23 protein-coding genes are annotated in these 21,939 nt (G+C 58.9%); 17 read left to right on the forward strand and 6 right to left on the reverse strand.

From position 1 onward, the window contains the following. Nucleotides 1-18: 18 nt before the first annotated feature. The 7 genes from ACR0C5_RS03455 to selD are packed head-to-tail and all read left to right on the forward strand — an operon-like array spanning nucleotide 19 to nucleotide 8,114. Entirely contained in the window at nucleotides 19-2,889 is a 2,871-nt protein-coding gene (locus ACR0C5_RS03455) for a monovalent cation/H+ antiporter subunit A (RefSeq protein ID WP_480874564.1), read from the forward strand. Next, nucleotides 2,889-3,248, forward strand: coding sequence for a Na+/H+ antiporter subunit C (locus ACR0C5_RS03460; protein WP_170770195.1), 360 nt, complete (start codon nucleotides 2,889-2,891; stop codon nucleotides 3,246-3,248). Before ACR0C5_RS03455 ends, ACR0C5_RS03460 begins: the two co-directional genes overlap by 1 nt. After that, nucleotides 3,245-4,789, forward strand: a complete 1,545-nt coding sequence (locus ACR0C5_RS03465) for a monovalent cation/H+ antiporter subunit D (RefSeq protein ID WP_480502676.1) — start codon at nucleotides 3,245-3,247, stop codon at nucleotides 4,787-4,789. The genes ACR0C5_RS03460 and ACR0C5_RS03465 overlap by 4 nt, the downstream gene beginning before the upstream one ends. Then, nucleotides 4,786-5,286: a Na+/H+ antiporter subunit E gene (locus tag ACR0C5_RS03470; RefSeq protein WP_174839409.1), complete on the forward strand. Its 501-nt coding sequence runs from the start codon at nucleotides 4,786-4,788 to the stop codon at nucleotides 5,284-5,286. Before ACR0C5_RS03465 ends, ACR0C5_RS03470 begins: the two co-directional genes overlap by 4 nt. Then, nucleotides 5,286-5,555 carry a K+/H+ antiporter subunit F gene (locus tag ACR0C5_RS03475; protein ID WP_170770632.1) on the forward strand — a complete coding sequence of 90 codons (270 nt, stop codon included), beginning with the start codon at nucleotides 5,286-5,288 and terminating at the stop codon, nucleotides 5,553-5,555. Before ACR0C5_RS03470 ends, ACR0C5_RS03475 begins: the two co-directional genes overlap by 1 nt. Before the next feature lie 7 nt (nucleotides 5,556-5,562). Further along, nucleotides 5,563-5,949 (forward strand): Na+/H+ antiporter subunit G, encoded by a 387-nt coding sequence (locus ACR0C5_RS03480; RefSeq protein ID WP_170770191.1) that lies wholly within the window; start codon nucleotides 5,563-5,565, stop codon nucleotides 5,947-5,949. Nucleotides 5,950-5,954: 5 nt separating this feature from the next. After that, nucleotides 5,955-8,114 carry a selenide, water dikinase SelD gene (gene selD / locus ACR0C5_RS03485; RefSeq protein ID WP_480874569.1) on the forward strand — a complete coding sequence of 720 codons (2,160 nt, stop codon included), beginning with the start codon at nucleotides 5,955-5,957 and terminating at the stop codon, nucleotides 8,112-8,114. Here selD and mnmH read toward each other — a convergent pair. Both mnmH and ACR0C5_RS03495 read right to left on the reverse strand, forming a co-directional pair. After that, entirely contained in the window at nucleotides 8,105-9,157 is a 1,053-nt protein-coding gene (gene mnmH / locus ACR0C5_RS03490) for a tRNA 2-selenouridine(34) synthase MnmH (RefSeq protein WP_480874572.1), read from the reverse strand. The genes selD and mnmH overlap by 10 nt on opposite strands. Before the next feature lie 44 nt (nucleotides 9,158-9,201). After that, nucleotides 9,202-9,867, reverse strand: a complete 666-nt coding sequence (locus tag ACR0C5_RS03495) for an SOS response-associated peptidase (protein WP_480874576.1) — start codon at nucleotides 9,865-9,867, stop codon at nucleotides 9,202-9,204. A 45-nt stretch (nucleotides 9,868-9,912) separates the two neighbouring features. Here ACR0C5_RS03495 and ACR0C5_RS03500 point away from each other — a divergent pair, with 45 nt between their 5' ends. Next, nucleotides 9,913-11,565, forward strand: a complete 1,653-nt coding sequence (locus ACR0C5_RS03500; protein ID WP_170788948.1) for a tetratricopeptide repeat-containing sulfotransferase family protein — start codon at nucleotides 9,913-9,915, stop codon at nucleotides 11,563-11,565. A gap of 61 nt (nucleotides 11,566-11,626) precedes the next feature. Here the strand turns inward: ACR0C5_RS03500 and ACR0C5_RS03505 are convergent, their stop codons facing one another. Further along, complete coding sequence (locus ACR0C5_RS03505) at nucleotides 11,627-13,204, reverse strand: bifunctional metallophosphatase/5'-nucleotidase (protein ID WP_170788949.1); 1,578 nt, start codon at nucleotides 13,202-13,204, stop codon at nucleotides 11,627-11,629. A gap of 108 nt (nucleotides 13,205-13,312) precedes the next feature. On the opposite strand from ACR0C5_RS03505, the gene ACR0C5_RS03510 reads away from it, so the two are divergent. From ACR0C5_RS03510 to arsC, 4 genes are read left to right on the forward strand one after another with little or no spacing between them, the layout of a single operon-like run. Further along, nucleotides 13,313-13,651, forward strand: coding sequence for a DUF952 domain-containing protein (locus tag ACR0C5_RS03510; RefSeq protein WP_170770179.1), 339 nt, complete (start codon nucleotides 13,313-13,315; stop codon nucleotides 13,649-13,651). After that, nucleotides 13,648-14,079, forward strand: a complete 432-nt coding sequence (locus ACR0C5_RS03515; RefSeq protein ID WP_170770177.1) for a DUF1330 domain-containing protein — start codon at nucleotides 13,648-13,650, stop codon at nucleotides 14,077-14,079. The genes ACR0C5_RS03510 and ACR0C5_RS03515 overlap by 4 nt, the downstream gene beginning before the upstream one ends. Then, entirely contained in the window at nucleotides 14,076-15,134 is a 1,059-nt protein-coding gene (locus ACR0C5_RS03520) for a quinone-dependent dihydroorotate dehydrogenase (protein ID WP_480874580.1), read from the forward strand. The genes ACR0C5_RS03515 and ACR0C5_RS03520 overlap by 4 nt, the downstream gene beginning before the upstream one ends. Further along, nucleotides 15,131-15,472: an arsenate reductase (glutaredoxin) gene (gene arsC, locus ACR0C5_RS03525; protein ID WP_480874583.1), complete on the forward strand. Its 342-nt coding sequence runs from the start codon at nucleotides 15,131-15,133 to the stop codon at nucleotides 15,470-15,472. Before ACR0C5_RS03520 ends, arsC begins: the two co-directional genes overlap by 4 nt. Here arsC and ACR0C5_RS03530 read toward each other — a convergent pair. From ACR0C5_RS03530 to ACR0C5_RS03540, 3 genes are read right to left on the reverse strand one after another with little or no spacing between them, the layout of a single operon-like run. Continuing rightward, on the reverse strand, nucleotides 15,469-16,785 hold the full coding sequence (locus ACR0C5_RS03530; protein WP_480874586.1) for an MATE family efflux transporter: 1,317 nt from the start codon (nucleotides 16,783-16,785) through the stop codon (nucleotides 15,469-15,471). The two genes, arsC and ACR0C5_RS03530, sit on opposite strands and share 4 nt — an antisense overlap. A gap of 5 nt (nucleotides 16,786-16,790) precedes the next feature. Next, nucleotides 16,791-17,309, reverse strand: coding sequence for a PaaI family thioesterase (locus ACR0C5_RS03535; RefSeq protein ID WP_170770170.1), 519 nt, complete (start codon nucleotides 17,307-17,309; stop codon nucleotides 16,791-16,793). Then, complete coding sequence (locus ACR0C5_RS03540) at nucleotides 17,309-17,728, reverse strand: PaaI family thioesterase (protein WP_170770167.1); 420 nt, start codon at nucleotides 17,726-17,728, stop codon at nucleotides 17,309-17,311. The genes ACR0C5_RS03535 and ACR0C5_RS03540 overlap by 1 nt, the downstream gene beginning before the upstream one ends. 113 nt (nucleotides 17,729-17,841) lie before the next feature. Here ACR0C5_RS03540 and ACR0C5_RS03545 point away from each other — a divergent pair, with 113 nt between their 5' ends. The 5 genes from ACR0C5_RS03545 (at nucleotide 17,842) to ACR0C5_RS03565 (ending at nucleotide 21,938) form a co-directional block, all read left to right on the forward strand. Then, nucleotides 17,842-18,210: a MerR family transcriptional regulator gene (locus tag ACR0C5_RS03545; RefSeq protein WP_170770165.1), complete on the forward strand. Its 369-nt coding sequence runs from the start codon at nucleotides 17,842-17,844 to the stop codon at nucleotides 18,208-18,210. A gap of 276 nt (nucleotides 18,211-18,486) precedes the next feature. Further along, nucleotides 18,487-18,888 carry a MerR family transcriptional regulator gene (locus ACR0C5_RS03550; RefSeq protein WP_170770163.1) on the forward strand — a complete coding sequence of 134 codons (402 nt, stop codon included), beginning with the start codon at nucleotides 18,487-18,489 and terminating at the stop codon, nucleotides 18,886-18,888. A gap of 46 nt (nucleotides 18,889-18,934) precedes the next feature. After that, entirely contained in the window at nucleotides 18,935-20,716 is a 1,782-nt protein-coding gene (locus tag ACR0C5_RS03555) for an acyl-CoA dehydrogenase C-terminal domain-containing protein (RefSeq protein ID WP_170788953.1), read from the forward strand. A gap of 54 nt (nucleotides 20,717-20,770) precedes the next feature. Further along, complete coding sequence (locus ACR0C5_RS03560) at nucleotides 20,771-20,983, forward strand: hypothetical protein (RefSeq protein WP_170770159.1); 213 nt, start codon at nucleotides 20,771-20,773, stop codon at nucleotides 20,981-20,983. Between the two features lie 316 nt (nucleotides 20,984-21,299). Then, on the forward strand, nucleotides 21,300-21,938 hold the full coding sequence (locus tag ACR0C5_RS03565) for a glutathione S-transferase family protein (protein ID WP_170770157.1): 639 nt from the start codon (nucleotides 21,300-21,302) through the stop codon (nucleotides 21,936-21,938). Nucleotide 21,939: the final 1 nt, after the last annotated feature.

A 21,939-nucleotide genomic window follows, 5' to 3' on the forward strand; every position in this document is an offset into this window, starting at 1 on the left:
CAGACCGGAGTATCGCACTTGTCCCTATTCCTCATCGCGGCCCTTCCCTTTCTTGGCGCTGTATTTCCAGCTCTACTGATCAGGGCAGGACGAAATGCAGCTGCTTCGGCTGCGGGCCTCACCACATTCCTGGCTCTGATGGGCGTCTTGATCCATATCCCCACGATCATGCGCGGCGAGGTCGTGACCGCCCGGTTCGACTGGATCCCCATCCTGGGCCTGAACGCGAATTTCATGATGGACGGGCTGAGTTTTCTGTTTGCCCTGCTGATCTTGGGGATCGGACTGCTGATCATCCTATATGCGCGGTTCTACCTGTCGCGCGAGGACCCGATGGGACAGTTTTACACCTATCTGCTGCTGTTTCAGGGCGCGATGGTGGGGATCGTTCTGTCTGACAACATTTTACTTCTTCTTATTTTCTGGGAACTTACGTCTCTAAGCTCATTCTTGTTGATCGGCTATTGGAAACACCTGCCTGAGGGCCGTCAGGGCGCGCGCATGGCACTGGCCGTGACCGGTTCTGGCGGGCTGGCCATGATCGCGGGGATGCTGATTCTGGGCAATATCGTGGGGTCTTACGACCTGAGCGTAATCCTTCACAACAAGGAGATGATTCAGGCGTCGCCCTATTATCTGCCCGCTCTGATCCTGATCCTGCTGGGCTGTTTCACCAAGTCGGCGCAGTTCCCGTTCCACTTTTGGCTGCCGCACGCAATGGCGGCTCCGACACCTGTGTCGGCCTATCTGCACTCGGCAACCATGGTGAAGGCCGGGTTGTTCCTGATGGCGCGGATGTGGCCAGTTCTGGCGGGCACGGATGCGTGGTTCTATATTGTGGCGACCACCGGTTTGGTGACCATGTTGATCGGTGCGGTGATTGCGCTTTTCAAAGACGACCTCAAGGCGCTGCTGGCCTTTTCAACCGTGTCACATCTGGGCCTGATCACCATGCTGCTGGGCTTTGGCACCAAGTTTGCCGCTGTCGCCGCCGTGTTCCACATCATCAACCACGCGACATTCAAGGCTGCGCTGTTCATGACCGCCGGGATCGTCGATCACGAGACCGGAACCCGGGATATAAAAAAACTGGGCGGGCTGCGCCACCTGATGCCGATCAGCTTTACCATCGGCACTATCGCAGCGCTGTCCATGGCGGGTCTGCCGCCACTGAACGGGTTTCTGTCGAAAGAGATGATGCTGGAAGAAACCGTCCACACCACCTGGCTGCATTCGCACTATCTGGTGCCGGGTCTAGCCCTGTTGGCTGCAGTGTTCTCGGCAGCCTATTCATTCCGCTTCATCAGCCACGTGTTTCTTGGCCCCGAGCGTCACGACTATCCGCATCATCCGCATGACCCCCCGGTCGGGCTGTGGCTGGCCCCGGCGTTTCTGGTCGTGCTGGTCGTGCTCATCGGCCTTTATTCCAACGCTATCGTCGGCCCGCTGGTCGCGGTTGTGTCGGATGCGGTCTATGGCGGTGGCAAGCCGCCCTATTACTCGCTGAAACTGTGGCACGGGTTTACGCCCGCGCTTTACATGTCGGTTGTCGCCACACTGGGTGGCCTGTTCCTGCTGTCCCAGCACCGCCGGGGTGAGCAATTCTGGAACGCCCTGCCCCGCCCCGAGGCGAAAACCATATTCGAGGCCGTGATCAGTGCGCTGACTTCGGCAAGCCGCTGGATCACCGACACACTGCATAATGGCGTGATCAGCCGCTATGCCATCATCCTGATCGCCTTTACCGTGGGGCTTGGGTACTACGCCTATGCGACCGGTTCTATCGGCGCGCAGACGCGCGATCCCCTGCCGCTGCAGGTGATCCCAGTGATCGGCTGGATTTGTCTGGTGGGAGCCACCCTGGCCATCATGTGGTTCCACCGCAACCGCCTATTGTCGCTTGTATTGATCGGTGTCGTTGGTCTGATCGTTTCGATGGCCTTCAACTATCTGTCGGCCCCCGACCTTGCGCTGACCCAGATCTCGGTCGAGGTGGTAACGATGATCCTGTTGCTGCTGTCGCTGAACTTTCTGCCCACCGATACGCCTTGGGACAGCAGCGCCGCGCGGCGCTGGCGGGATGCAGCGATCTCGGTCGTAGCGGGGATCGGATCCGGTGCCCTGATCTATGCGCTGATGTTGCGGGATTTTGCCTTCCCCACGATCTCGGATTTCCACCTGGCCAATTCGTATAAGGGCGGAGGCGGCACCAATGTGGTGAACGTAATCCTCGTGGACTTCCGAGGCTTTGATACATTCGGCGAGATTATCGTGCTGGGCATCGCCGCCCTGATCATCTTTGCCCTGACCGAGTCCGTTCTGGGCACGAATGTGCGCGCCTATCTGCTGAACCGCAAACCACATTGGCCACAGTCGGGGGACTCGCATCCGCTGATGATGGTCGTCGTGACCCGGATGATGATGCCGATCGCGCTGATGGTGGGAGCATACATCTTTTTCCGTGGGCACAATCAGCCCGGCGGCGGGTTCATCGCCGGTCTGATTGTCGCCATTGCCTATCTGATGCAATACATGGCCAGCGGCTATACCTGGGCCATTGAACGGCAGAGGTTCTACTACCATGGGTCTATCGGGTGGGGCGTGCTGATCGCCGCTGCAACAGGGATCGGTGCATGGTTCAATGAGCGTCCGTTCCTGACCAGCGATTTCGGTTATATCCACTGGCCGCCGCTGGAAGAGTTCGAATGGGCCACAGCTATCCTGTTTGACACTGGCGTGTTCCTCGCCGTGCTTGGCGCGGTGATGCTGGCGCTGGACAGCCTGTCGCGCTTTGCGTGGCAGCCGGGCATGGCGCAGGAATTCCCGATGGATATCAACCCGCTGCGGGACCGCGACACAAAAGACGATAACGAGAAGGAGCAGGCCTGATGGAAGCGCTCGTAGCCTCAGCCGTAGGCGTCATGACCGCTGCCGGGATCTTCCTGATCCTGCGCCGCCGAACCTTTCCCGTCATCCTGGGCCTTTCCCTGCTGACCTATGCGGTGAACGTGTTCCTGTTTGCCACAGGCCGGTTGGCGTTGGATGCACCTGCGGTGCTGAACAAATACAAGGACGTGCCCTACACCGACCCGCTGCCGCAGGCGCTGGTGCTGACGGCCATCGTAATTTCGTTCGGGATGACGGCAGTGATCGTGATGATTGCCCTCTCGGCCTATCTGTCGGCCAAGGATGATCACATCGACATGCGTGGACAAAACAATACCGATGCGCCGGGAGAAGACGCATGAACCACTGGATCGTCGCTCCGATCGTTCTGCCCGCGATCCTGGCCCCGTTCATCATCATGGTCCTGCGCTATCATCTGGACCTGCAACGCATCTTCTCGGTCGCTGGTGTGGTGGGCCTATTGGGTATTGCCCTGACCATCACCGCGCAGGCCGCTGGCGGAGATATTCTGGTCTATGAGTTGGGCAACTGGCCTGCGCCATTCGGCATCGTTTTGGTACTGGACCGGCTTTCTGCGATGATGGTGCTACTGACCGCGCTGTTGGCCCTGCCTATCGTGCTCTACGCCATCGCCTCGGGCTGGGACGACCGGGGCAAACATTTCCACGCCCTGTTCCACTTCCAGCTCATGGGTGTGTGCGGAGCCTTCCTGACAGGCGACGCCTTTAACCTTTTCGTGTTTTTCGAGGTGCTGCTGATCGCCTCATACGGATTGATGACGCATGGAGGCGGCGCAACCCGCCTGAAAGCAGGCGTGCAATATGTGGCCTATAACCTGCTGGGCTCTACCCTGTTTCTGTTTGCTCTGGGTACGCTTTATGCCGTCACAGGCACGCTGAACATGGCCGATATGGCGGTGCGCGTGGCTGAACTGCCTGCCGAAGATACGGCCTTGCTGCGGGTCGGTGCAGTGCTGCTTCTACTGGTCTTTTGTATCAAGGCCGCCGTTCTTCCGCTGCACTTCTGGTTGCCTGCCAGCTATGCCAACGCGCCGTTACCGGTGGCCGCACTGTTTGCGATCATGACCAAGGTTGGGGCCTATTCGATCCTGCGGATGTACACGCTGGGCTTCGGTCCCGAGGTTGAGGCCACCCAAGGCCTGGTGGGCTCTTGGCTGCAACCAGCGGCTCTGGTGACACTGGCCATTGGAACCATCGGCATTTTGGGCGCACAGCATATCGCGCGGATGGTGGCGTTCTGCGCCATCGCCTCGATGGGGACATTGTTGATCGCAATCTCTTTGTTTACCGAGACCGCTACGGCTGCGGCGCTGTATTACATCTACCACTCGACCCTTGCCACGGCGCTGCTGTTCCTGATCGCGGATATGGTGGTCGAACGCCGCGGCGGGTCCATCGCTCCCACCGCGCCGATGCCGCAGGGCGGGCTGATCTCGGCCCTGTTCTTTGTAGGGGCCATCGCCCTGGCTGGGATGCCACCCCTGTCAGGCTTTATCGGCAAGTTGCTGGTGCTGGATGCCGCGCGAGATGCGCCTGACGCCAACGCGATCTGGGCGGTTGTCCTGATCGGGTCCTTCGTGACAATCGTCGGTTTGGCCCGCGCGGGTACGGTAATCTTCTGGAAAAGCCACGACATCCAGCACAATCCTGCAACCGACCTTGAAAAAGAAGAAGAGGCGCTGGCCAGCCCTGCCCCCGAGCCCCACCCCGGACTGGCCTTTACATCGGTCTTTGCGGCAGTTCTGGGTCTGGTCCTGCTGACACTCTTTGCGGGTCCGGCGCTGAAATATGCCAGCAACACGGCTGAGCAGCTCTTTACCCCAGAAAACTATATCGCTGCCGTATTGGGAGAGAACGGATGATCAGATTGCTGCACCGGATATTCCCGCACCCGCACCTGACCTTCCTGCTGACGGTGGTTTGGGTGCTGCTGGCCAATACCGGCTCGCTCAACTCGGTGGTGTTCGGGTTGTTGTTGGGGATCATCATCCCCTTTGTCACGCAACCCTATTGGCCCGACCGGCCGAAACTGCGCAACTGGCCGATGATCGCCGAATACATGCTGGTCGTGCTGTGGGACATCGTGATCGCCAATATAACCGTGGCCAGGATCATCCTGTTCAAACGCGATGCCGACCGGCAACCCAACTGGGTCTCGATCCCATTGGAACTGCGCACCCCCGAGGCGATCACCGTGCTGGCCGGAACGATCACCATGACGCCCGGCACAGTCAGCTGTGATCTGTCCGCACAAGGCCATAACTTGCTGGTTCACTGCCTCGACGCCCCCGACCCAGAGGCGGTACGTGACGAGATCAAGCAACGCTATGAGCGCCGCCTGAAGGAGATTTTCGAATGATTGTCACCTATGCCATCTGGTTCGCTTTCGCCTGTTTCGGCGCGGCGATCATGCTGTGTCTCTACCGGATCATCTCGGCCGAGGGGGTCGGCACCCGCGTTCTGGCGCTGGACACGATGGTGATCAACACCATCGCGCTGATGATCCTGTACGGGCTTGCATTGGGGACCGAGATCTTTTTCGAATCCGCCATGATCATTGCCATGCTGGGTTTTGTCTCGACCGTAGCCTATGCGCGCTTCATGCTGCGCGGCAATATCATCGAGTGAGGGCGGCATGACGATTATCTTCGAAATTCTGATTGCTTTCTTTCTGGTCGTTTCGGGCATCTTCGGCTTTGTAGGGTCCTATGGGATGATCAAGCTGAAGGACCCGATGTCGCGCCTGCATGCACCCACTAAGGCCACCACGCTGGGCGTAGGCGGGGTGCTGCTGGCGTCGATCGGCCATTCGGTTCTGCTCGAAGGCAAGCTCTCGCTGCACGAGCTTCTGATCACGCTCTTTTTGTTCCTGACCGCGCCGATCACGGCCCTGTTCATTGCCAAATGGCATATTCATCGCCATGAAAAGCCAAGCGATCTGCCGGATGCGGGCGAGGATGAGCTTTGGGCCACCCACGCGGTCGAGCAGGTCGAGGACGTCCCTGACCACACAGCGAACTGACCCTGATGCATACTTCTCCGCTGCCCCTGACCCGCGATCTGGTTCTTGTCGGCGGCGGCCATACGCACGCGCTTCTGCTGCGCAAATGGGGCATGAATCCTTTGCCCGGCGCACGCGTGACCGTGATCAACCCCGGCCCCACCGCGCCGTATTCCGGCATGTTGCCGGGGTTTGTGGCCGGGCATTACCAACGCGCAGAACTGGATATTGATCTGGTGAGGCTGGCCCGGTTCGCTGGCGCGCGGGTCATTTTGGGCAAGGTCGAGGGAATAGATCTGGATACCCGTTGCGTGCGCGTACCAGGCCGCCCTCCCGTGGCGTTTGACGTGGCCTCGGTTAACATTGGCATCACCTCGGACATGCCCGCCCTGCCCGGATTTTCTGATCACGCGGTGCCCGCTAAACCTCTGGGTCCGTTTGCCGCCAGATGGGGCGAATATCTTGAACGCACGGGCCCTGCTTCGGTCGTTGTGATTGGCGGCGGAGTGGCCGGGGTTGAGTTGGTGATGGCCATGGCCCACGCCCTGCGCGCCAAGGGACGTGTGGCGCAGGTCACGTTGATCGACAATGCGCAGGCGTTGACGGCGACAGCGGACAAGGCCGCTGCAACCATCCGCAAGGCCATGGAGGGGCTTGGGGTTGACGTGATCGAAGGCGCGACCATTGCAAAGATCACCAGCGAAACCGTCGTGCTGGAAGATGGCCGCCAAATCCCTGCCAGTTTCGTGACAGGCGCAGCCGGAGCGCGCCCTTATGCCTGGATGGTCGATACCGGGCTGGAGATGCAGGATGGTTTTATCCGGGTGAACGGCTTCCTCCAGTCCAGCGATCCCGCGATTTTCGCCGCTGGAGATTGCGCGCATCTGTCCGAAAACCCGCGCCCCAAAGCGGGCGTTTACGCGGTGCGCGAGGCACCGATCCTGTTCAACAACCTGCGGGCCATGTTGGGGGCGGGCCGAATGCGCAGGTATCAGCCGCAGAAAGACTATCTGAAACTAATCTCGCTGGGCGAGAAATCAGCCTTGGGTGAACGTCTTGGAACCTCGTTCAGTGGCCCGTTGATGTGGCGTTGGAAAAACCACATTGATCAGACCTTTATGAACAAGTTTCGCCACCTGCCCCAGATGGAACCGCCTGCGGTGCCACGGCTTCACGCCAGCGGTCTACATAAAGCGTTGGGCAACAAACCCATTTGTGGCGGTTGCGGTGCCAAAGTCGGGCGCAGTGCGCTTCACGCTGCATTGCAACACCTGCCCGAGGTACAGCGAGAAGACATTCATTCCCTGCCCGGCGACGATGCCGCCCTGGTTCATACTGGTGGCGTGCGGCAGGTCATCACCTCGGACCATCTGCGCAGCGTCACAGATGATCCAGTACAGATGACACGCATCGCCGCCGTTCACGCCTTGGGTGATATCTGGGCAATGGGTGCTGCGCCACAGGCCGCTACGGCGACCATCATCCTACCCCGCATGATGCCTGAATTGCAGCGCAGAACGATGGCCGAAATCATGACAACTGCCAGTGAGGTCATCCGCCAAGCCGGGGCCGAGATCGTGGGCGGTCACAGTTCCATGGGGGATGAGATGACCATCGGGTTTACCCTGACCGGACTGTGCTCGCGCGCGCCGATCACCCTGTCCGGGGCGCATACGGGCGATGCTTTGATCCTGACCAAACCCTTGGGCAGCGGCGTTCTAATGGCTGCTGAAATGGCCGGCCAAGCCGACGGGGACTGGATCACCAAAGCCTATGAACAGATGACCCACCCGCAAGCCGAAGCGTCTCGGATTCTGGCCGATGCCCACGCGATGACGGATGTCACCGGGTTTGGGCTGGCGGGGCATCTCATGGGCATGTGTCAGGCCTCGGGCTGTGGCGCAACGCTGGATCTGGATGCGATTCCATTGATGACCGGCGCGCTCGATTTGGCCAAGCTGGGGGTCCGGTCCACGATTTTCGACGAAAATCGTTCCATCGCACCGGACCTGCCGTCTGGGGGTAAAGCTGATCTTTTGTTCGATCCGCAAACCGCAGGTGGGCTTTTGGCCGCGGTCGCGGCGGATAAGGCTCACAATCTTTGCGAACGGTTGCACAGAGCCGGATATCCAGCTGTGGTGATCGGCCATATGACCGAAGCCGCAGGGCTGCGCCTTCAGGACTGATCCAGAACCGTCTGCACCTGAGAAGCGACCTGCTCCAACCCCTTGGCATCCAGCGTCGGCACATCAACCCGCGCAATCACATCCGCCTTCCGGGCACGGCTGGATTTCGCATAGGCCGGGTCATAGTGTTGCTGCATCAAAGCCTGCGTCAACGCCAGCTTGTCGCCCGCCTCGATCAGGGTAAGCCAACCGTCGACCACCTCATGCCCGCGATGAGACCGGAGCGGAAACAGCCTGTCCCGCAATCGAGCTGTGTCAGATAAAATATCATCATAGGCCCGCACCAGATAAGCCGAGCGCGCCTCAAGCGGTGCGCAGATGTGAATGCGCGGCGCGGCACATAACGCGGTCCACAGTGAGGGCGGCAGGATCAAAGACCCGATCTTGGAAGATTCCGCCTCGACCACCACGGGATGTGCGGGATCAAGGGCGCAGAGCGCCGCCGCAAGCGCGGATTCAAATGCTTTCTGACTAGGTTGACCTCCGGGCTGTTCCCCAAGCAGCGAGCCGCGGTGATTGGCCAACCCTTCCAGGTCCAGCACCTGAACACCGCGGATGTTCAGACGGGCCAGCAATTCAGTCTTGGCAGTTCCGGTGTAGCCATCCAGCGCGAACAGACGATGCGGCAGAGGGTCCTCGTAGAGATATCGGTTCACCAAACGGCGATAGGTGCGATAGCCGCCCTCGACCACTTCGGCCCGCCAACCGATCTGTTGCAGCATCCAGGTGAATGAGCCCGAGCGTTGCCCACCGCGCCAGCAATAGACCAGAGGTTTCCACCCGCCCTCATGATGCGCCAGGCTGTTTTCGATATGGTTGGCGGCATTGCGAAACACCAGCGCTGCACCCAACTTGCGGGCCAGAAATGGGCTTTGTTGCACATAGATCGTCCCGACCCGGGCGCGTTCTTCATTGTCCAGAACCGGCAAGCTGATCGCGCCCGGAAGGTGATCTTGGGCGTATTCGGCAGGGCTGCGCACGTCGATCACGGTGTCAAACCCATGCGCATAAAGGTCAGGAAGGCTGTAAAATTTCAAAACCATGTCAAAGGTCTATCGCGCGCAAGCTGGATTGCAAAGAAGAACGCTCAACCTGCGACGGGCTCGATCAGGCTCGCTCCGCTGGCCCGGTTGGAGTTCACGGCGGGATCGACCCGGTAATAGCTCAGCAAGCCCTCAGGCCCCGGTACCATCAGACGGGCGGCACCTTTCCCTGCCTCCCCCAGCCACAAGGGCCAGTCCTGTGGCTCAAGGATCAGCGGCATTCGATGGTGGATCGCACTCAGAGTGTCATTGGCCGAGGTCGTGACGATGGCGCAGGTCGGCTGCCGGGCTTCCTCAGCGCCCCAGTTCTGCCAGACACCAGCAAAGGCGATGGGCGCATGATCGAGGCGATGAATATACCATGGCAACCTGTTGCCTTGTTCGGTCTTGGTCCATTCATAAAACCCCGTCGCCACGATCAGACAGCGCCTTTCGCGGCAGGCCGCGCGAAAGGCTGGTTTCTCGGCCAGGGTCTCGGCACGCGCGTTGATCAGCAGGGGCCCAGCGGTTTCGGTCTTGTACCAATGCGGCAGGAACCCCCAGCGCATCGGATCCAGGGTCCGCCCGTTTTCGCTCGCGCGCACCACATGTACCTGATTTGTGGGGCAAACATTGAAATTGGGCACAGCCGGCAAGCTGTTGGACGGCCGCGCGGCAAAAAGCTGGGCCATCGCATCATTCGGAAGAGTTATTGCAAACCGTCCGCACATGGGTAATGAACCACCTATATTTCCTTCTTACAGGCACCGGGTCATATGCAAAACCAAACAGCCAATACCCTTAAAAGCAAGGCTTTGTCAGCGCTGGAGACCGGCAAGCCGCACCAGGCGCTAAAAAAAGCTCAACTGGGATTGAAGAAGTTTCCAAAAGACAGCGATTTTCACGCCATCGCAGGCTTTGTCCTGACCGAAATGAAGCAATATAGGAAGTCGATCCCGCATTTCGTGGAAGCCGCGCGGATGAAGCCGCAAGACCCGCAATTCGTAGAGAATTTGGCCAATGCGTTGATGCAAACCGGCCAGATTCCAAAAGCGCTGGATTATGCCGAACAGAAACTTGAGATCTTTCCCAACAACAAAGAGCTCAACCGCGTTCTGGATGAAATCTACCTGAAAGGTAACAACTGGCGTCAGATCATTGATCACACAACCAAAAAGCTGGCCGCAGACCCTGACAATGTCGACCTTCTTTCGACACGAGCGCGGGCCTATGGGCGGGTCGGGTTCGACGAGGACAGTTCAAACGATATTAACCATGCCTACCGGATCGCACCGGAAAGCCACAAAGTCGCGTTACTAAAGGCAGTCAACCTGCATCAAGGCGGTGACAAGGCGGGAACCAAGGCTATCCTGGAGCGGATTCTGAACGAAAACCCGGACCACATCAATTCGTTGCTGCAACTTTCTACGATGGTAGGTGGTGCGGAAGCCGGAAGCTTGCTCAAAAACGTTGAAAGCGCGATTGAGAGATCGGAACACAAGCTATCCGAATTGGAATTTGCCAAGGCGCATCTGACACACAAAATCGATGGCTTGGACGCGGCCATGCCGCAATTCGAAAAGGCCAACGCGGTTCAGCACGATTCCAATCCATATAATTTTGAATCCGAAGAGGAAAAACTGGGCACGGTCACACGTCAATTTTCTGAAGGCAATCAAATATTGGCAAATGACGTAAGCGAAGGACCCTTGCCAATATTCGTCGTCGGCCAACCGCGTTCAGGCACGACCTTGATGGAGATGATGCTGAGTTCAGACCCCAACATTGCTGGTTGTGGTGAACTTATGCTCGGGTCCGACCTCTCGGTTAACTTCTGGCAAGGCAAGGATACCTTCGATACGGCATCTGCCGCTCAGTTCGCGCAGGAATTTCGCAAACTGATGCCTCCGATCCCTGAAGGGTCCATAGCCTTTGTCGACAAGATGCCCCATAATTTCCAACGTGTGGGCTATTTGCTGTCCGCCTTCCCGAATGCGCGGGTGATCAACATGCAGCGCGATCCACGCGATGTAGGGCTGTCGAAATGGATCCGGCGCTTTCCCGCAGGCGGGATGCGCTATGCGTCAAACCAAAAGGCTATTGCACACACGGCCAACCTGTACCGGCGCTATATGGCGCATTGGGAAAAAGTGTTCGGGGATCGCATCCTGACCGTTCCTTACGAAAAACTCGTGGCCGATCCCGAGACCTACAGCAAGAAGGTCGCTGCGTTCTGCGGCATCGAATGGTCCGATGCGATGATGCATCCGGAAGAGAACAAAAAACAGGTTAGAACGGCCAGCATCGACCAGGTGCGCAACAAAATCTCCACCAAATCTGTCGGCGGATGGCGCAGCGTCAGGCACCATCTTCAGCCAATGCTGGACGGTATCGATCCCGCGCTTTGGCCTGAGTACGAATTCGACTGATCCCAATAGAAAAAGGCCGCATCCGTACGATGCGGCCTATCAGTTTTCTGCACCTAAGGTGTCATTTCTGCTTAATGCGCCCGTCCAGATACGGGGTGTACGGCGCGTTGGCGGCCAGATATTCGGCCGTCACGTCAGCCAGGTCCGGGCCATAATCATAGGCGTTCTTGTCATCGCCTTCGAACATGTCATAGCCGTCGCCGCCATTACGGACATAGTTGTTGGTCACGACAAGATAGGTCGCCGCCGGGTCAATCGGCACAAAGCCCCCATCCTTGGCTACCATCACATCGCTGATACGCCCTTCATTCGGCGCAACCGCAGGATCCCATGTGAACGTCATGCCGGCCACTTGCGGGAAACGGCCCTTGACCTCTTCCACCTGGCTCACACCGTTTTCCAGCGCATCAATGACGCCCTGACCGCTGATCTGGAAGGTCGAGAGCGTGTTCTGGAACGGCAGCACGGTCAGCACTTCGCCCATGGTCACGTCACCCGGATCAATCGAGGCACGCAAACCACCCGAGTTTGCAATTGCAATCTGCACACCCTGATCGGCAACACGGGCCAGCATGGCATCGGCTACAAGATTGCCCATCTGGCATTCTTGCACTCGGCAGACAGCGCGGTCGCCCTCAATCGCGTCAGCAGCACTTGCCACAACCTTGTTGCGAATCTCGTCCAGCGGCACGGCCAGTTCCGCGATGCGATCCAGCGCCGACTGATCCTCGGTCACAGTGTTGTCCATGATCAGCGGCTCGCCCGCGGCTTCGACCACATTGCCGTCGTCATCGAAGGTCACGTTCAGCTCACCCAGGAATTTGCCATAGGCATAGGCCTGAACGATCTGGACCCCGTTCACCACGGTTGGATAGGGACCCGCCGCCTTGTCCGAGACGTTGGACAGATACGTGTTGGAATGTCCCCCCACGATCACATCGACACCAGTTGTTTCGCTGGCCACGCGTTGGTCCACGCCAAAGCCCGAATGGCTGAGTACGATGATCTTGTTCACCCCCTCGCCGGTCAGTCTGTCAACTTCGGCCTGCACCGCCGGGACCGGGTCCGAAAAGGTTATGTTCGGGCCAGGTGAGGCCAGATCATGGGTGTCTTCCGGGGTCAGGCCGATCAGGCCGATCTTCTCGCCGCCCACTTCAATCACGGTCGATTTCTTGATCTTGTCGGTCAGCAACTCTTCGTCTTTGACATCGGCGTTCGACATCAGCACTGGGAAATCAACCGAGTCGATGAACCCGCGCAGAACCTCGGGCCCGTCGTCGAATTCGTGGTTGCCCACGGTCATCGCGTCATAACCCAGCTTGTTCATGAACTCAGCCGCGACCTTGCCCTTGTAATAGGTATAGAACAGGGACCCCTGAAATTGGTCTCCGCCATCCACAAGGATCGAGTTCTCGGCACGGCCACGGGCATCGTTCACTGCCGTTACCAAACGAGCAGAGCCACCAAAGCACTCGCCTTCGGCATTGTCTTCAGCGCTGCAGCCGCTGTCATATTTGTTGATCGGTTCGAACCGGGCGTGGAAATCGTTGGTATGCAGGATCGTCAGCTTATATTCGGCTGCGGCCATGCCTGCTGTCAGGCCCAGAACGGCGACCGATGTCAGTAAGCGGGTGAACATGTTCAAACTCCCAATTGTTATTTGTCGTGATCGTGCGCCGTGCCGCGCAAAGAGTCAAAGGGGGAAATCCAGCTTGATTCTACCCGCCGTGCGGGGCATCACGGCCCCATGCTGATTTACAAGATTTTCCGGGCCGACGAATGGGCCGCGTTGCAGTCCGATGGGGCGACGGATGGTGCTCCGATTGATGTGGCGGATGGCTATGTCCATTTTTCGACGGCCGAGCAAGCAGCCGAGACAGCGGCCAAGCATTTCGCCGGGATCGACGGTCTGACCCTGTTGGCCTGCGACGCCGACGCGATGGGCGACGACCTGAAATGGGAGGTCTCGCGCGGGGGCGCGCTGTTTCCGCATCTCTACCGGCAGATCAGGATGACGGATGTGCATTGGGCCAAGCCTTTGCCTTTTGACGGACAGGCCCACCAGTTCCCCGAGGAGATGGAATGACCCGCTACGTCGACCCAGATCGCGCGCAGTTCGCGGCGTTCAAGGATCTGGACCGCGATCATCCGATCGAGATGCTCAATCTGGTGAAATTCCGCGCCAAGGCCGCGTACCCGGATGACCACGATCTGGCCGCTGCCGGTCTGACCGGCGCGCAGGCCTATCGCAACTACGGGAGCGACACCGCCCCGATCATCGCTCGTATCGGCGCGCATATTCTATGGAGCGGCGCGTTTCAAACAACCCTGATCGGCCCGCAGGACGAGGTTTGGGACGCAGTCTTTATCGCCAGCTATCCCACCGCTCATGCGTTCATGGAAATGGTCACGGACCCGGATTACCAAAAAGCGGTCGTGCATCGTCAGGCAGCGGTGGACACGTCGCGGCTTATCCGGTGCGCGCCGACCCAAGGCAGAGAGAGCTTCGGATGAAACTGACCGAGAAACTGGGCCTTGCCGCCCTGCACCGGATGGATCCGGAAGCCGCGCATGGGATGTCGATCACGGCGTTGAAAGCGGGGCTAGCCCCCGCGCCCGGTCCTGTGACCTCGTCCCGGTTGCGCACACAGGTGGCTGGGCTTGATCTGCCCAACCCGGTTGGGCTGGCCGCTGGTTTCGACAAGAACGGCGAGGTTCTGACACCTCTGTCCCGCGTGGGCTTCGGGTTTATCGAGGTCGGTGCCGTGACCCCACGCCCGCAGCCCGGTAACCCCAAACCACGCCTGTTTCGCCTGTCCGAAGACAAGGCCGCCATCAACCGCTTTGGCTTCAACAACGAAGGCATGGAGGTCATGGCCACTCGTCTGGCGGATCGCCCCAAAGACGCTGTGATCGGCCTGAACCTGGGTGCGAACAAGGACAGCGACGACCGCCCCGGCGACTTTGCCAAGGTGCTGGCCCATTGCGCGGCACATCTGGATTTCGCGACGGTCAATGTCTCGTCCCCTAACACCGAGAAACTGCGCGACCTACAGGGCAAGGCTGCGCTCAGTGCGTTGCTAGGCGGAGTGATCGAAACCCGCGATGCCCTGGCCCGTCCCCTGCCTGTCTTCCTGAAGATCGCCCCCGATCTGACCGAAGACGAATTGCAAGACATTGCTGATGTCGCTCGGGAAACCGGCGTGGATGCGGTGATCGCCACCAATACCACCCTGTCCCGCGACGGGCTGCGAAGTGTGCATAAGGATCAGGCCGGAGGTCTGTCCGGCGCACCTCTGTTCGAGAAATCCACCCGCGTATTAGCCCGGCTGAGCCAGTTGACAGAAGGTCAAATCCCTCTGATCGGTGTTGGTGGGATCAGCACAGCGGAACAGGCCTATGCCAAGATTTGCGCCGGAGCCTCTGCCGTGCAGTTCTACACGGCGATGGTTTATGGCGGCATCTCATTGGCCGCTGAGATCACGCAGGGGTTGGATAAACTTCTGGCGCGCGACGGGTTCGACACGGTCGCGCAAGCCGTGGGCAGCAAACGAGAGGACTGGTTATGATCAACTATTGGCACAACCCCCGCTGTTCCAAATCCCGCGCGGGGCTGGCGTTGCTTGAGGAAAAAGGCGCGCAGGTCGAGGTGCGGAAATACCTTGAAGACGCGCCCTTGGCGGATGAGTTGCGCGCGACACTGGCCCTTTTGGGCGTACCCGCCATCGACATGATGCGGACGGGTGAAAAACAGTTCAAGGAACTCGGGCTGACCAAAACCACGTCAGAGGACGCACTGATCGCGGCAATGGCGGAACACCCGATCCTGATCGAGCGCCCTCTGGCGATCAATGGCGACAAGGCCGCTATCGGACGCCCGCCCGAGAAACTGCTGGACCTGCTTTAAGCGATCTGCGCCTCAAGCCGGGGATAGCGCCAGCCCAAGGTCAATCCCCGCGCAATGTTCAGAACCATCAACGCGGCCCAAAGGCCGTGATTGCCCAGCGTCGGCACCAGTAAGAACAGGGCGACCACATAGATCGCAACCGACTGGATCATCGCGTTGCGCATATCCCGCGTCCAGGTTGCCCCGATATAGATGCCGTCAAACATCCAGCTTGCCACCCCGATCACCGGAGCCAGCGCCGCCCAGATCAGGTACTCGCGCGCGGCCAGACGCACCTCGGGCGAGGTAGACATCAGGTCGATCAGCGCAGGCCCTGCAAGGTAGAACACTGCACCCAAGGCAAAGGCTCCGCCCACACCCCACTGCGACGCCATGACCGACGCCCGCCGCACCTGATACCGGTCCCGTGCGCCCACTGCGCCGCCCACCAGCGCCTCGGCTGAAAAGGCGAATCCGTCCAGCGCAAAAGCTGTGATCTCCAGAAACTGCAGAAGGACCTGATTGGCCGCCAGATTGACGTCGCCCAGATCGGAACCCACGAACAAGAAGGTGGTGAATGAGCCCGTCAACAGCACCGACCGGATCATGATATCCGCATTCACCTGCACCATCCGCCGCAAACGTGCGGCGTTGAATATCCGGGGCCAGTCGCGCCACTGATTGCCGCCGAACGCGCTGCGACACAGCCACAGACCCAACGCCAGACCAGTCCACTCGGCGATCAAAGTGGCGATGGCGACGCCTTCGACACCCCAGCCCAGCCCCAAAACAAACCAAAGGTCTAACAGGATGTTCAGCCCGTTCATCCAGATCTGAAGAAGGAACACGCCACGGGTGCGTTCGATAGCAATCAACCACCCGGTCACAGCATAAAGCGCAATCGTCGCGGGCGCGCCCCAGATACGAATTTCAAGGTATGCGCGGGTCAGGGACTCGACCTCGGGACTGGCCGGGGACAGCGCGAAGGCCCCCCAGAACACCCATACTTGCGTAGCGATGAATACAAGACCAGCGGCACCGCCCAGTAGCAGGCCGCGCATCAACAGCGCACCGGTCTCGGCTGTATCGCCTGCGCCGCGCGCCTGCGCTGCAAGACCGGTCGTGCCCATGCGCAAGAACCCGAAAATCCAGTAAATCGCTGACAGGATCACCGCGCCCATGCCGACGGCTCCGATGGGGGCCGCCTGCCCCATCTGGCCCACAACGCCGGTATCGACCGCGCCCAAAATCGGAACGGTGGCGTTTGACAACACAATGGGAAGGGCAATCTTCAGCACCCGTCCATGCGTTATTGGCGCCGAAGCGTCCTGCATGGAGGCTAGCTATCCATGGTCTTAGGTTGTGGCATCAGGAAATGACCCGTGGCCTGCGCAAAAGGGCGCGCATGATTGTCCTGCCATGCTTCGACCCGGACCGAGGCATAGCGACGCCCCGACCGGCTGATGATAGCCCGCGCATAGGCATCGCGCGGCAGACCGGATCGCAGATAATCGACCGTGAAATCCACAGTCTTGGGAAAGCGGATCGTCTCATCCCGCGCGATCTGCTCGGCATCCAGCTCACCGCTCTCGATGCTGGGCAGGAAATACTCCCAACTCAAGGTGATCACGGCCGTGACCTCAAGGAAGGCTGCGGTGACGCCCCCATGCAGGGCGGGAAGGATCGGGTTTCCGATGAGCTTTTCGTCATAGTTCAACACCCCGGTCAGCTCATCCCCACGCCGGTCAAAGCTGAAATCCATGAATCGGATATAAGGCACTCCATCGACAATCGCGTTCAGCGCCGCGTCCCGGCGCTGTTTGACCACTTGCACGGGTTCGGGACGTTTGCGCGCCATCAGAGCCCCTCCACCGTGAAAGAGCCCGAGGCCGTGGCCACCGGCAGGTCCTGATTTTCGTCCATCGCGGTCGCGCGTACGAAGGCCACGTTACGGGTGATGTGGTAGCAGGTCGCGCGCGTGGTGATGGTCTGACCCGGGGTTGCCGCGCGCATATAATCGATGCGCAAATCGATGGTCGCCGTGCCACCGGGCGCGGACGGGTGGCTCATGACAGCGGCGCCGCAACAGGTGTCCAGAACGGCAAATACAGCGCCGCCATGGATGACCCCAGTTCGCGGATCGCCCACCAATTCCACGTTATAGGGCATTGTAATCGCAGCCTCTCCGTTACCGATTTCAGTCAGCGTCATGCCCAGCGCCCTGGCATGTGGGATCGCCTCGATGAACTGACGCGCGATAGCAGCTTTGTCGACCATCTATTTGTACCTTCTTGGTTTCTCCCTTTATGAGCGCGTGGCCCGCAAAAGAGCAAGCCCACCTGTTGCGCTTGTCAGGCGTAGGTCATAGGCTGCGCCAGAGGAGATCAGGAATGCCCGACGACCGTTTGTCATTCAAAGAGATGTGCGCCCAGTTCGATGTGACACCGCGCACCCTGCGCTACTATGAGTATATCGAGCTGTTGCAGCCCGACCGCGAAGGCCGTGCGCGATTCTATGGTCCACGCGAATGCGCCCGCATGACGCTGATCATGCGGGGGCGCAAATACGGCTTTCCCTTGGAAGACATCCGCCAATGGCTGCTGATATACGAAGATCAGGGCAACCAGGCGCAGATGAAGGCTTTTGTCGACTTGGCCGATGTCCAATTAGTTGAACTACACAAGCAAAAGCAGCAACTGGATGAGGCGATCGACGCTCTGAAAACCATGCGCGATCAGACCGCCAGGTCGCTGGATTGACCTCAACGCCTATTGCGGCCCTCTTGAAGCCCCGCAAAAGGGATTGCTGTTGCAATTCCCGTTTCAATTGGGTGTTGGCCAGCTGTCGAAATCTGAAAATAACGTGACGTGACGTTGGGGATTTCACCCTCAAACGGACTTGACGCAAACGGAAGTTACGTCAACTAAAGTTGTGACGTAGCGTTTGCATTACGTGAACGTCATCTCCGTGTTGTAAGTGGCGCATCGACTGCGCAACTGTACTTGATAGACGCCAGTGACAAGAGTGCTGAAACCATGACCGAAGATCTGATGACCATTCGTGAAATGTGCGAGACCTATGACGTCACGCCGCGCACATTGCGGTTTTACGAGGCCAAAGAACTTTTGTTCCCGATCCGCGAGGGGCAAAAACGCCTGTTCACCAAACGCGACCGGGCGCGCCTGAAACTGATTCTGCGCGGCAAGCGCTTTGGCTTTAGCTTAGAAGAAATCCGGCAACTTCTGGATCTGTATCATGTGGGGGATCAGCAGATGACGCAGATGACCCGCACGTTTGAGATCGCCCGCGAGCGTCTGACCGATATGGAGGCCCGCCGCGAAGAACTGACGCAGGCCATCGACGATCTGAAGGAACAGTTGCGTTGGGGCGAGAAAGTGATCGCCTCGATGAAGAACGAAAAGAAAGCCGCCGAGTAGCCCTGCGGCCCCACCTCCGGACATTTGAGATTAAAGGGAGCTTCTTATGCCCGTCTATAACGCGCCAACAAAAGACATGCAGTTCATTCTGCACGAAGTCCTCAACGTTTCGGGGTCGAAAATCCCCGGTTACGACGAATTGGAAGCCGAATTCACCGGTGCCGTTCTTGAGGAAGCCGGCAAAATCGCAACAAACGTCCTGCACCCGCTGAACGTTGTGGGTGACACCGAAGGTGTGCGCCACGAAAACGGAGTCGTCTACACGCCGACCGGCTTCAAAGACGGTTTCGAGCAGATGAAAGAAGGCGGCTGGACCGGCTTGGATATGCCCGAGGAATTCGGCGGTCAGAACATGCCTTATGTCCTGGGTAGCGCGGTGGGCGAGTTCTTTCAGTCCGCCAACCAAGCCTTCACCATGTATCAGGGTCTGACCCACGGCGCGGCCTCGGCCATTCTCGCCCACGGCACCGACGAGCAGAAGGCCACCTATCTGCCCAACATGGTCAGCTGTGAATGGACCGGCACCATGAACCTGACCGAACCGCATTGCGGCACCGATCTGGGCCTGATGCGCACCAAGGCTGAACCGCAGGACGACGGCAGCTATAAGGTGTCAGGTCAGAAGATCTTTATCTCGGCCGGTGATCACGACATGGCCGACAACATCATCCACCTGGTTCTGGCCAAAATCCCCGGCGGCCCCGAGGGCATCAAGGGTGTCTCGCTGTTCATCGTGCCCAAGTTCATGGTCAACGAAGACGGCTCGCTGGGCGAACGCAACGGCGTTTCGGTCGGCAAGGTCGAAGAGAAAATGGGCATCCACGGCAACTCGACCTGTGTGATGAACTATGACGAAGCCACCGGCTTTTTGCTGGGCGATCTGCACAAAGGTATGCGCGCCATGTTCACCATGATGAACGAAGCGCGTCTGGGTGTGGGTATGCAAGGTCTGGCACAAGCCGAGGCCGCCTATCAGAACGCTGTCGAATACGCCAAGGACCGCCTGCAGGGCCGTGACGTGACCGGAGCGAAAAACCCCGATGGCCCGGCCGATCCGCTGATCGTCCACCCCGATATTCGCCGTAGCCTGATGGATCAGAAAAGCTTTACCGAAGGTGCGCGTGCCTTCATCTTGTGGGGTGCCACACTGATCGACCAAGCACATCGCTCTGGCGATGCAGATGCAGACGGCCTGATCTCGCTGCTGACGCCGGTCATCAAAGGTTTCCTGACTGACGAAGGCTATGACATGACTGTCAAAGCTCAGCAGGTTTACGGCGGCCACGGCTACATCGAGGAATGGGGCATGTCGCAATACACCCGCGACGCCCGTATCGCCATGATCTACGAAGGCGCAAACGGCGTTCAGGCGCTGGATCTGGTGGGTCGTAAGCTTGCTACCGATGGCGGCAAGCACGTCATGGCCTTCTTCGACATCGTCAAGAATTTCTGCAAGGAAAACGGTGGCCAGAACGAAGCCTTTGACAAGGCGTTCATCGAACCGCTCAAGGCGGCGTCCAAGGATCTGCAGGCGGCTGGCATGTACTTCATGCAGAACGGTGCAAAGAACCCCAACCACGCACTGGCTGGTTCGAACGACTTCATGCACATGTTCGGCCATGTCTGCCTGGGCTTGATGTGGGCGCAAATGGCAAAAGCAGCCTATGCGGCCCTTGACGGCGGGGCGTCGGATACCGAGTTCTACCAGACAAAGATTGCCACCGGCCAGTTCTACATGGCGCGTCGCCTGCCGGCCACCGGCCTGCATCTGGCGCGTATCCAGACCGGTGCTGACACTGTCATGGCTCTGGATGCGGCGAACTTCTGATCCAAAACCGGCTGCAGGATTTTGTCTTGCAGCCGGACTTCGCAAAGGACCGACATGCCCAAACGCTTTCGCCTGACCCGCCGGTTTCCGGTTGCAATGACCGAAGATGGCTATCGCAAACTGCGCGGTTTCGCTGCCGAAGCCGGGTTGGATGAAGGTGAGGCACTGTCGTTTCTATTCGAAAATTTCAACAGCGTGATTGATCACGACAACCTGACGCATAAGTTGCGCATCTTCAACTCGGAACTAGAGGCGCGAAAACGGTGAATGATGCGGGGACCAGACAACTTTGGCAAATCGCAGATACTCTGTCCGCCTCCGGCGGACGTATTTGGAGCGAGAAGAAGGCAAACGCACGCTTCCCCCCCGACATCCGGGTTATGATCGCACCTTTGGGCACGCAGTCAGGACGGCGAGGCTTTTCATCGTGCGGACATCGGCTCGGCAGCCTGTACCGCACGCATGAAAAGGCCGCTTTGACGTTAAAGAACCGTTACGGAGAAGGGAAAACCCTGCGGACTTCTTCTCTTCAAAAATTCGGAAATATCGACATAGCCGCACACGCCACGGGAGGGGCGCGCACATGACCATCAAACTGCATTGCTTCGGAGAAAGCGGAAATTCTTACAAAGCCGCGCTTGCGCTTGAGATGTCGGGCCTGGAATGGGAACCCGTTTTTGTGGACTTTTTCAAAGGCGTATCGCGCACCCCCGAATATCGCGCCGAGGTCAATGAAATGGGCGAGGTGCCAGTCCTGACCGATGGCGATTTCCGCACAAGTCAATCCGGTGCCATTCAGGCTTATATCACTGAAAAGTCAGGCAAGTTCGGCGGCAAGGACCGCGACGAAAACTACGACATCTTTCGCTGGGTCCTGTGGGACAATCACAAGCTCAGCTCGAATGCGGGGATGACCCGGTTTTTGTGCAATTTCCTGCCCGAAGAGCACCGCAACCCAGATGTCATTGCGTTCAACCAAGGACGCCTGAAGGCCGCTTACGAAATTCTGAATACCCACCTTGAGGGCCGCGACTGGATCGTGGGCGACGGCGTGACCAACGCCGACCTCAGCTGCTGCGGATACCTGTACTACCCTGAACCATTCGGCTTTGACCGTGCCGACTGGCCCCATATCGACGCCTGGCTGGCGCGCCTCAGCGAACAGCCCGGCTGGAAACACCCCTATGACCTGATGCCCGGCAATCCGTCGGATCGAGCTTGAG

This window comes from Ruegeria sp. N8 (assembly GCF_056531325.1).

Coding starts and splice junctions, on each gene's coding strand:
- ACR0C5_RS03460 (WP_170770195.1), top strand. CDS start 2,889: ATGGAAGCGCTCGTAGCCTCAGCCGTAGGCGTCATGACCGCTGCCGGG.
- ACR0C5_RS03465 (WP_480502676.1), top strand. CDS start 3,245: ATGAACCACTGGATCGTCGCTCCGATCGTTCTGCCCGCGATCCTGGCC.
- ACR0C5_RS03470 (WP_174839409.1), top strand. CDS start 4,786: ATGATCAGATTGCTGCACCGGATATTCCCGCACCCGCACCTGACCTTC.
- ACR0C5_RS03480 (WP_170770191.1), top strand. CDS start 5,563: ATGACGATTATCTTCGAAATTCTGATTGCTTTCTTTCTGGTCGTTTCG.
- selD (WP_480874569.1), top strand. CDS start 5,955: ATGCATACTTCTCCGCTGCCCCTGACCCGCGATCTGGTTCTTGTCGGC.
- mnmH (WP_480874572.1), bottom strand. CDS start 9,157: ATGGTTTTGAAATTTTACAGCCTTCCTGACCTTTATGCGCATGGGTTT.
- ACR0C5_RS03495 (WP_480874576.1), bottom strand. CDS start 9,867: ATGTGCGGACGGTTTGCAATAACTCTTCCGAATGATGCGATGGCCCAG.
- ACR0C5_RS03500 (WP_170788948.1), top strand. CDS start 9,913: ATGCAAAACCAAACAGCCAATACCCTTAAAAGCAAGGCTTTGTCAGCG.
- ACR0C5_RS03505 (WP_170788949.1), bottom strand. CDS start 13,204: ATGTTCACCCGCTTACTGACATCGGTCGCCGTTCTGGGCCTGACAGCA.
- ACR0C5_RS03510 (WP_170770179.1), top strand. CDS start 13,313: ATGCTGATTTACAAGATTTTCCGGGCCGACGAATGGGCCGCGTTGCAG.
- ACR0C5_RS03515 (WP_170770177.1), top strand. CDS start 13,648: ATGACCCGCTACGTCGACCCAGATCGCGCGCAGTTCGCGGCGTTCAAG.
- ACR0C5_RS03520 (WP_480874580.1), top strand. CDS start 14,076: ATGAAACTGACCGAGAAACTGGGCCTTGCCGCCCTGCACCGGATGGAT.
- arsC (WP_480874583.1), top strand. CDS start 15,131: ATGATCAACTATTGGCACAACCCCCGCTGTTCCAAATCCCGCGCGGGG.
- ACR0C5_RS03530 (WP_480874586.1), bottom strand. CDS start 16,785: ATGCAGGACGCTTCGGCGCCAATAACGCATGGACGGGTGCTGAAGATT.
- ACR0C5_RS03535 (WP_170770170.1), bottom strand. CDS start 17,309: ATGGCGCGCAAACGTCCCGAACCCGTGCAAGTGGTCAAACAGCGCCGG.
- ACR0C5_RS03540 (WP_170770167.1), bottom strand. CDS start 17,728: ATGGTCGACAAAGCTGCTATCGCGCGTCAGTTCATCGAGGCGATCCCA.
- ACR0C5_RS03545 (WP_170770165.1), top strand. CDS start 17,842: ATGCCCGACGACCGTTTGTCATTCAAAGAGATGTGCGCCCAGTTCGAT.
- ACR0C5_RS03550 (WP_170770163.1), top strand. CDS start 18,487: ATGACCGAAGATCTGATGACCATTCGTGAAATGTGCGAGACCTATGAC.
- ACR0C5_RS03555 (WP_170788953.1), top strand. CDS start 18,935: ATGCCCGTCTATAACGCGCCAACAAAAGACATGCAGTTCATTCTGCAC.
- ACR0C5_RS03560 (WP_170770159.1), top strand. CDS start 20,771: ATGCCCAAACGCTTTCGCCTGACCCGCCGGTTTCCGGTTGCAATGACC.
- ACR0C5_RS03565 (WP_170770157.1), top strand. CDS start 21,300: ATGACCATCAAACTGCATTGCTTCGGAGAAAGCGGAAATTCTTACAAA.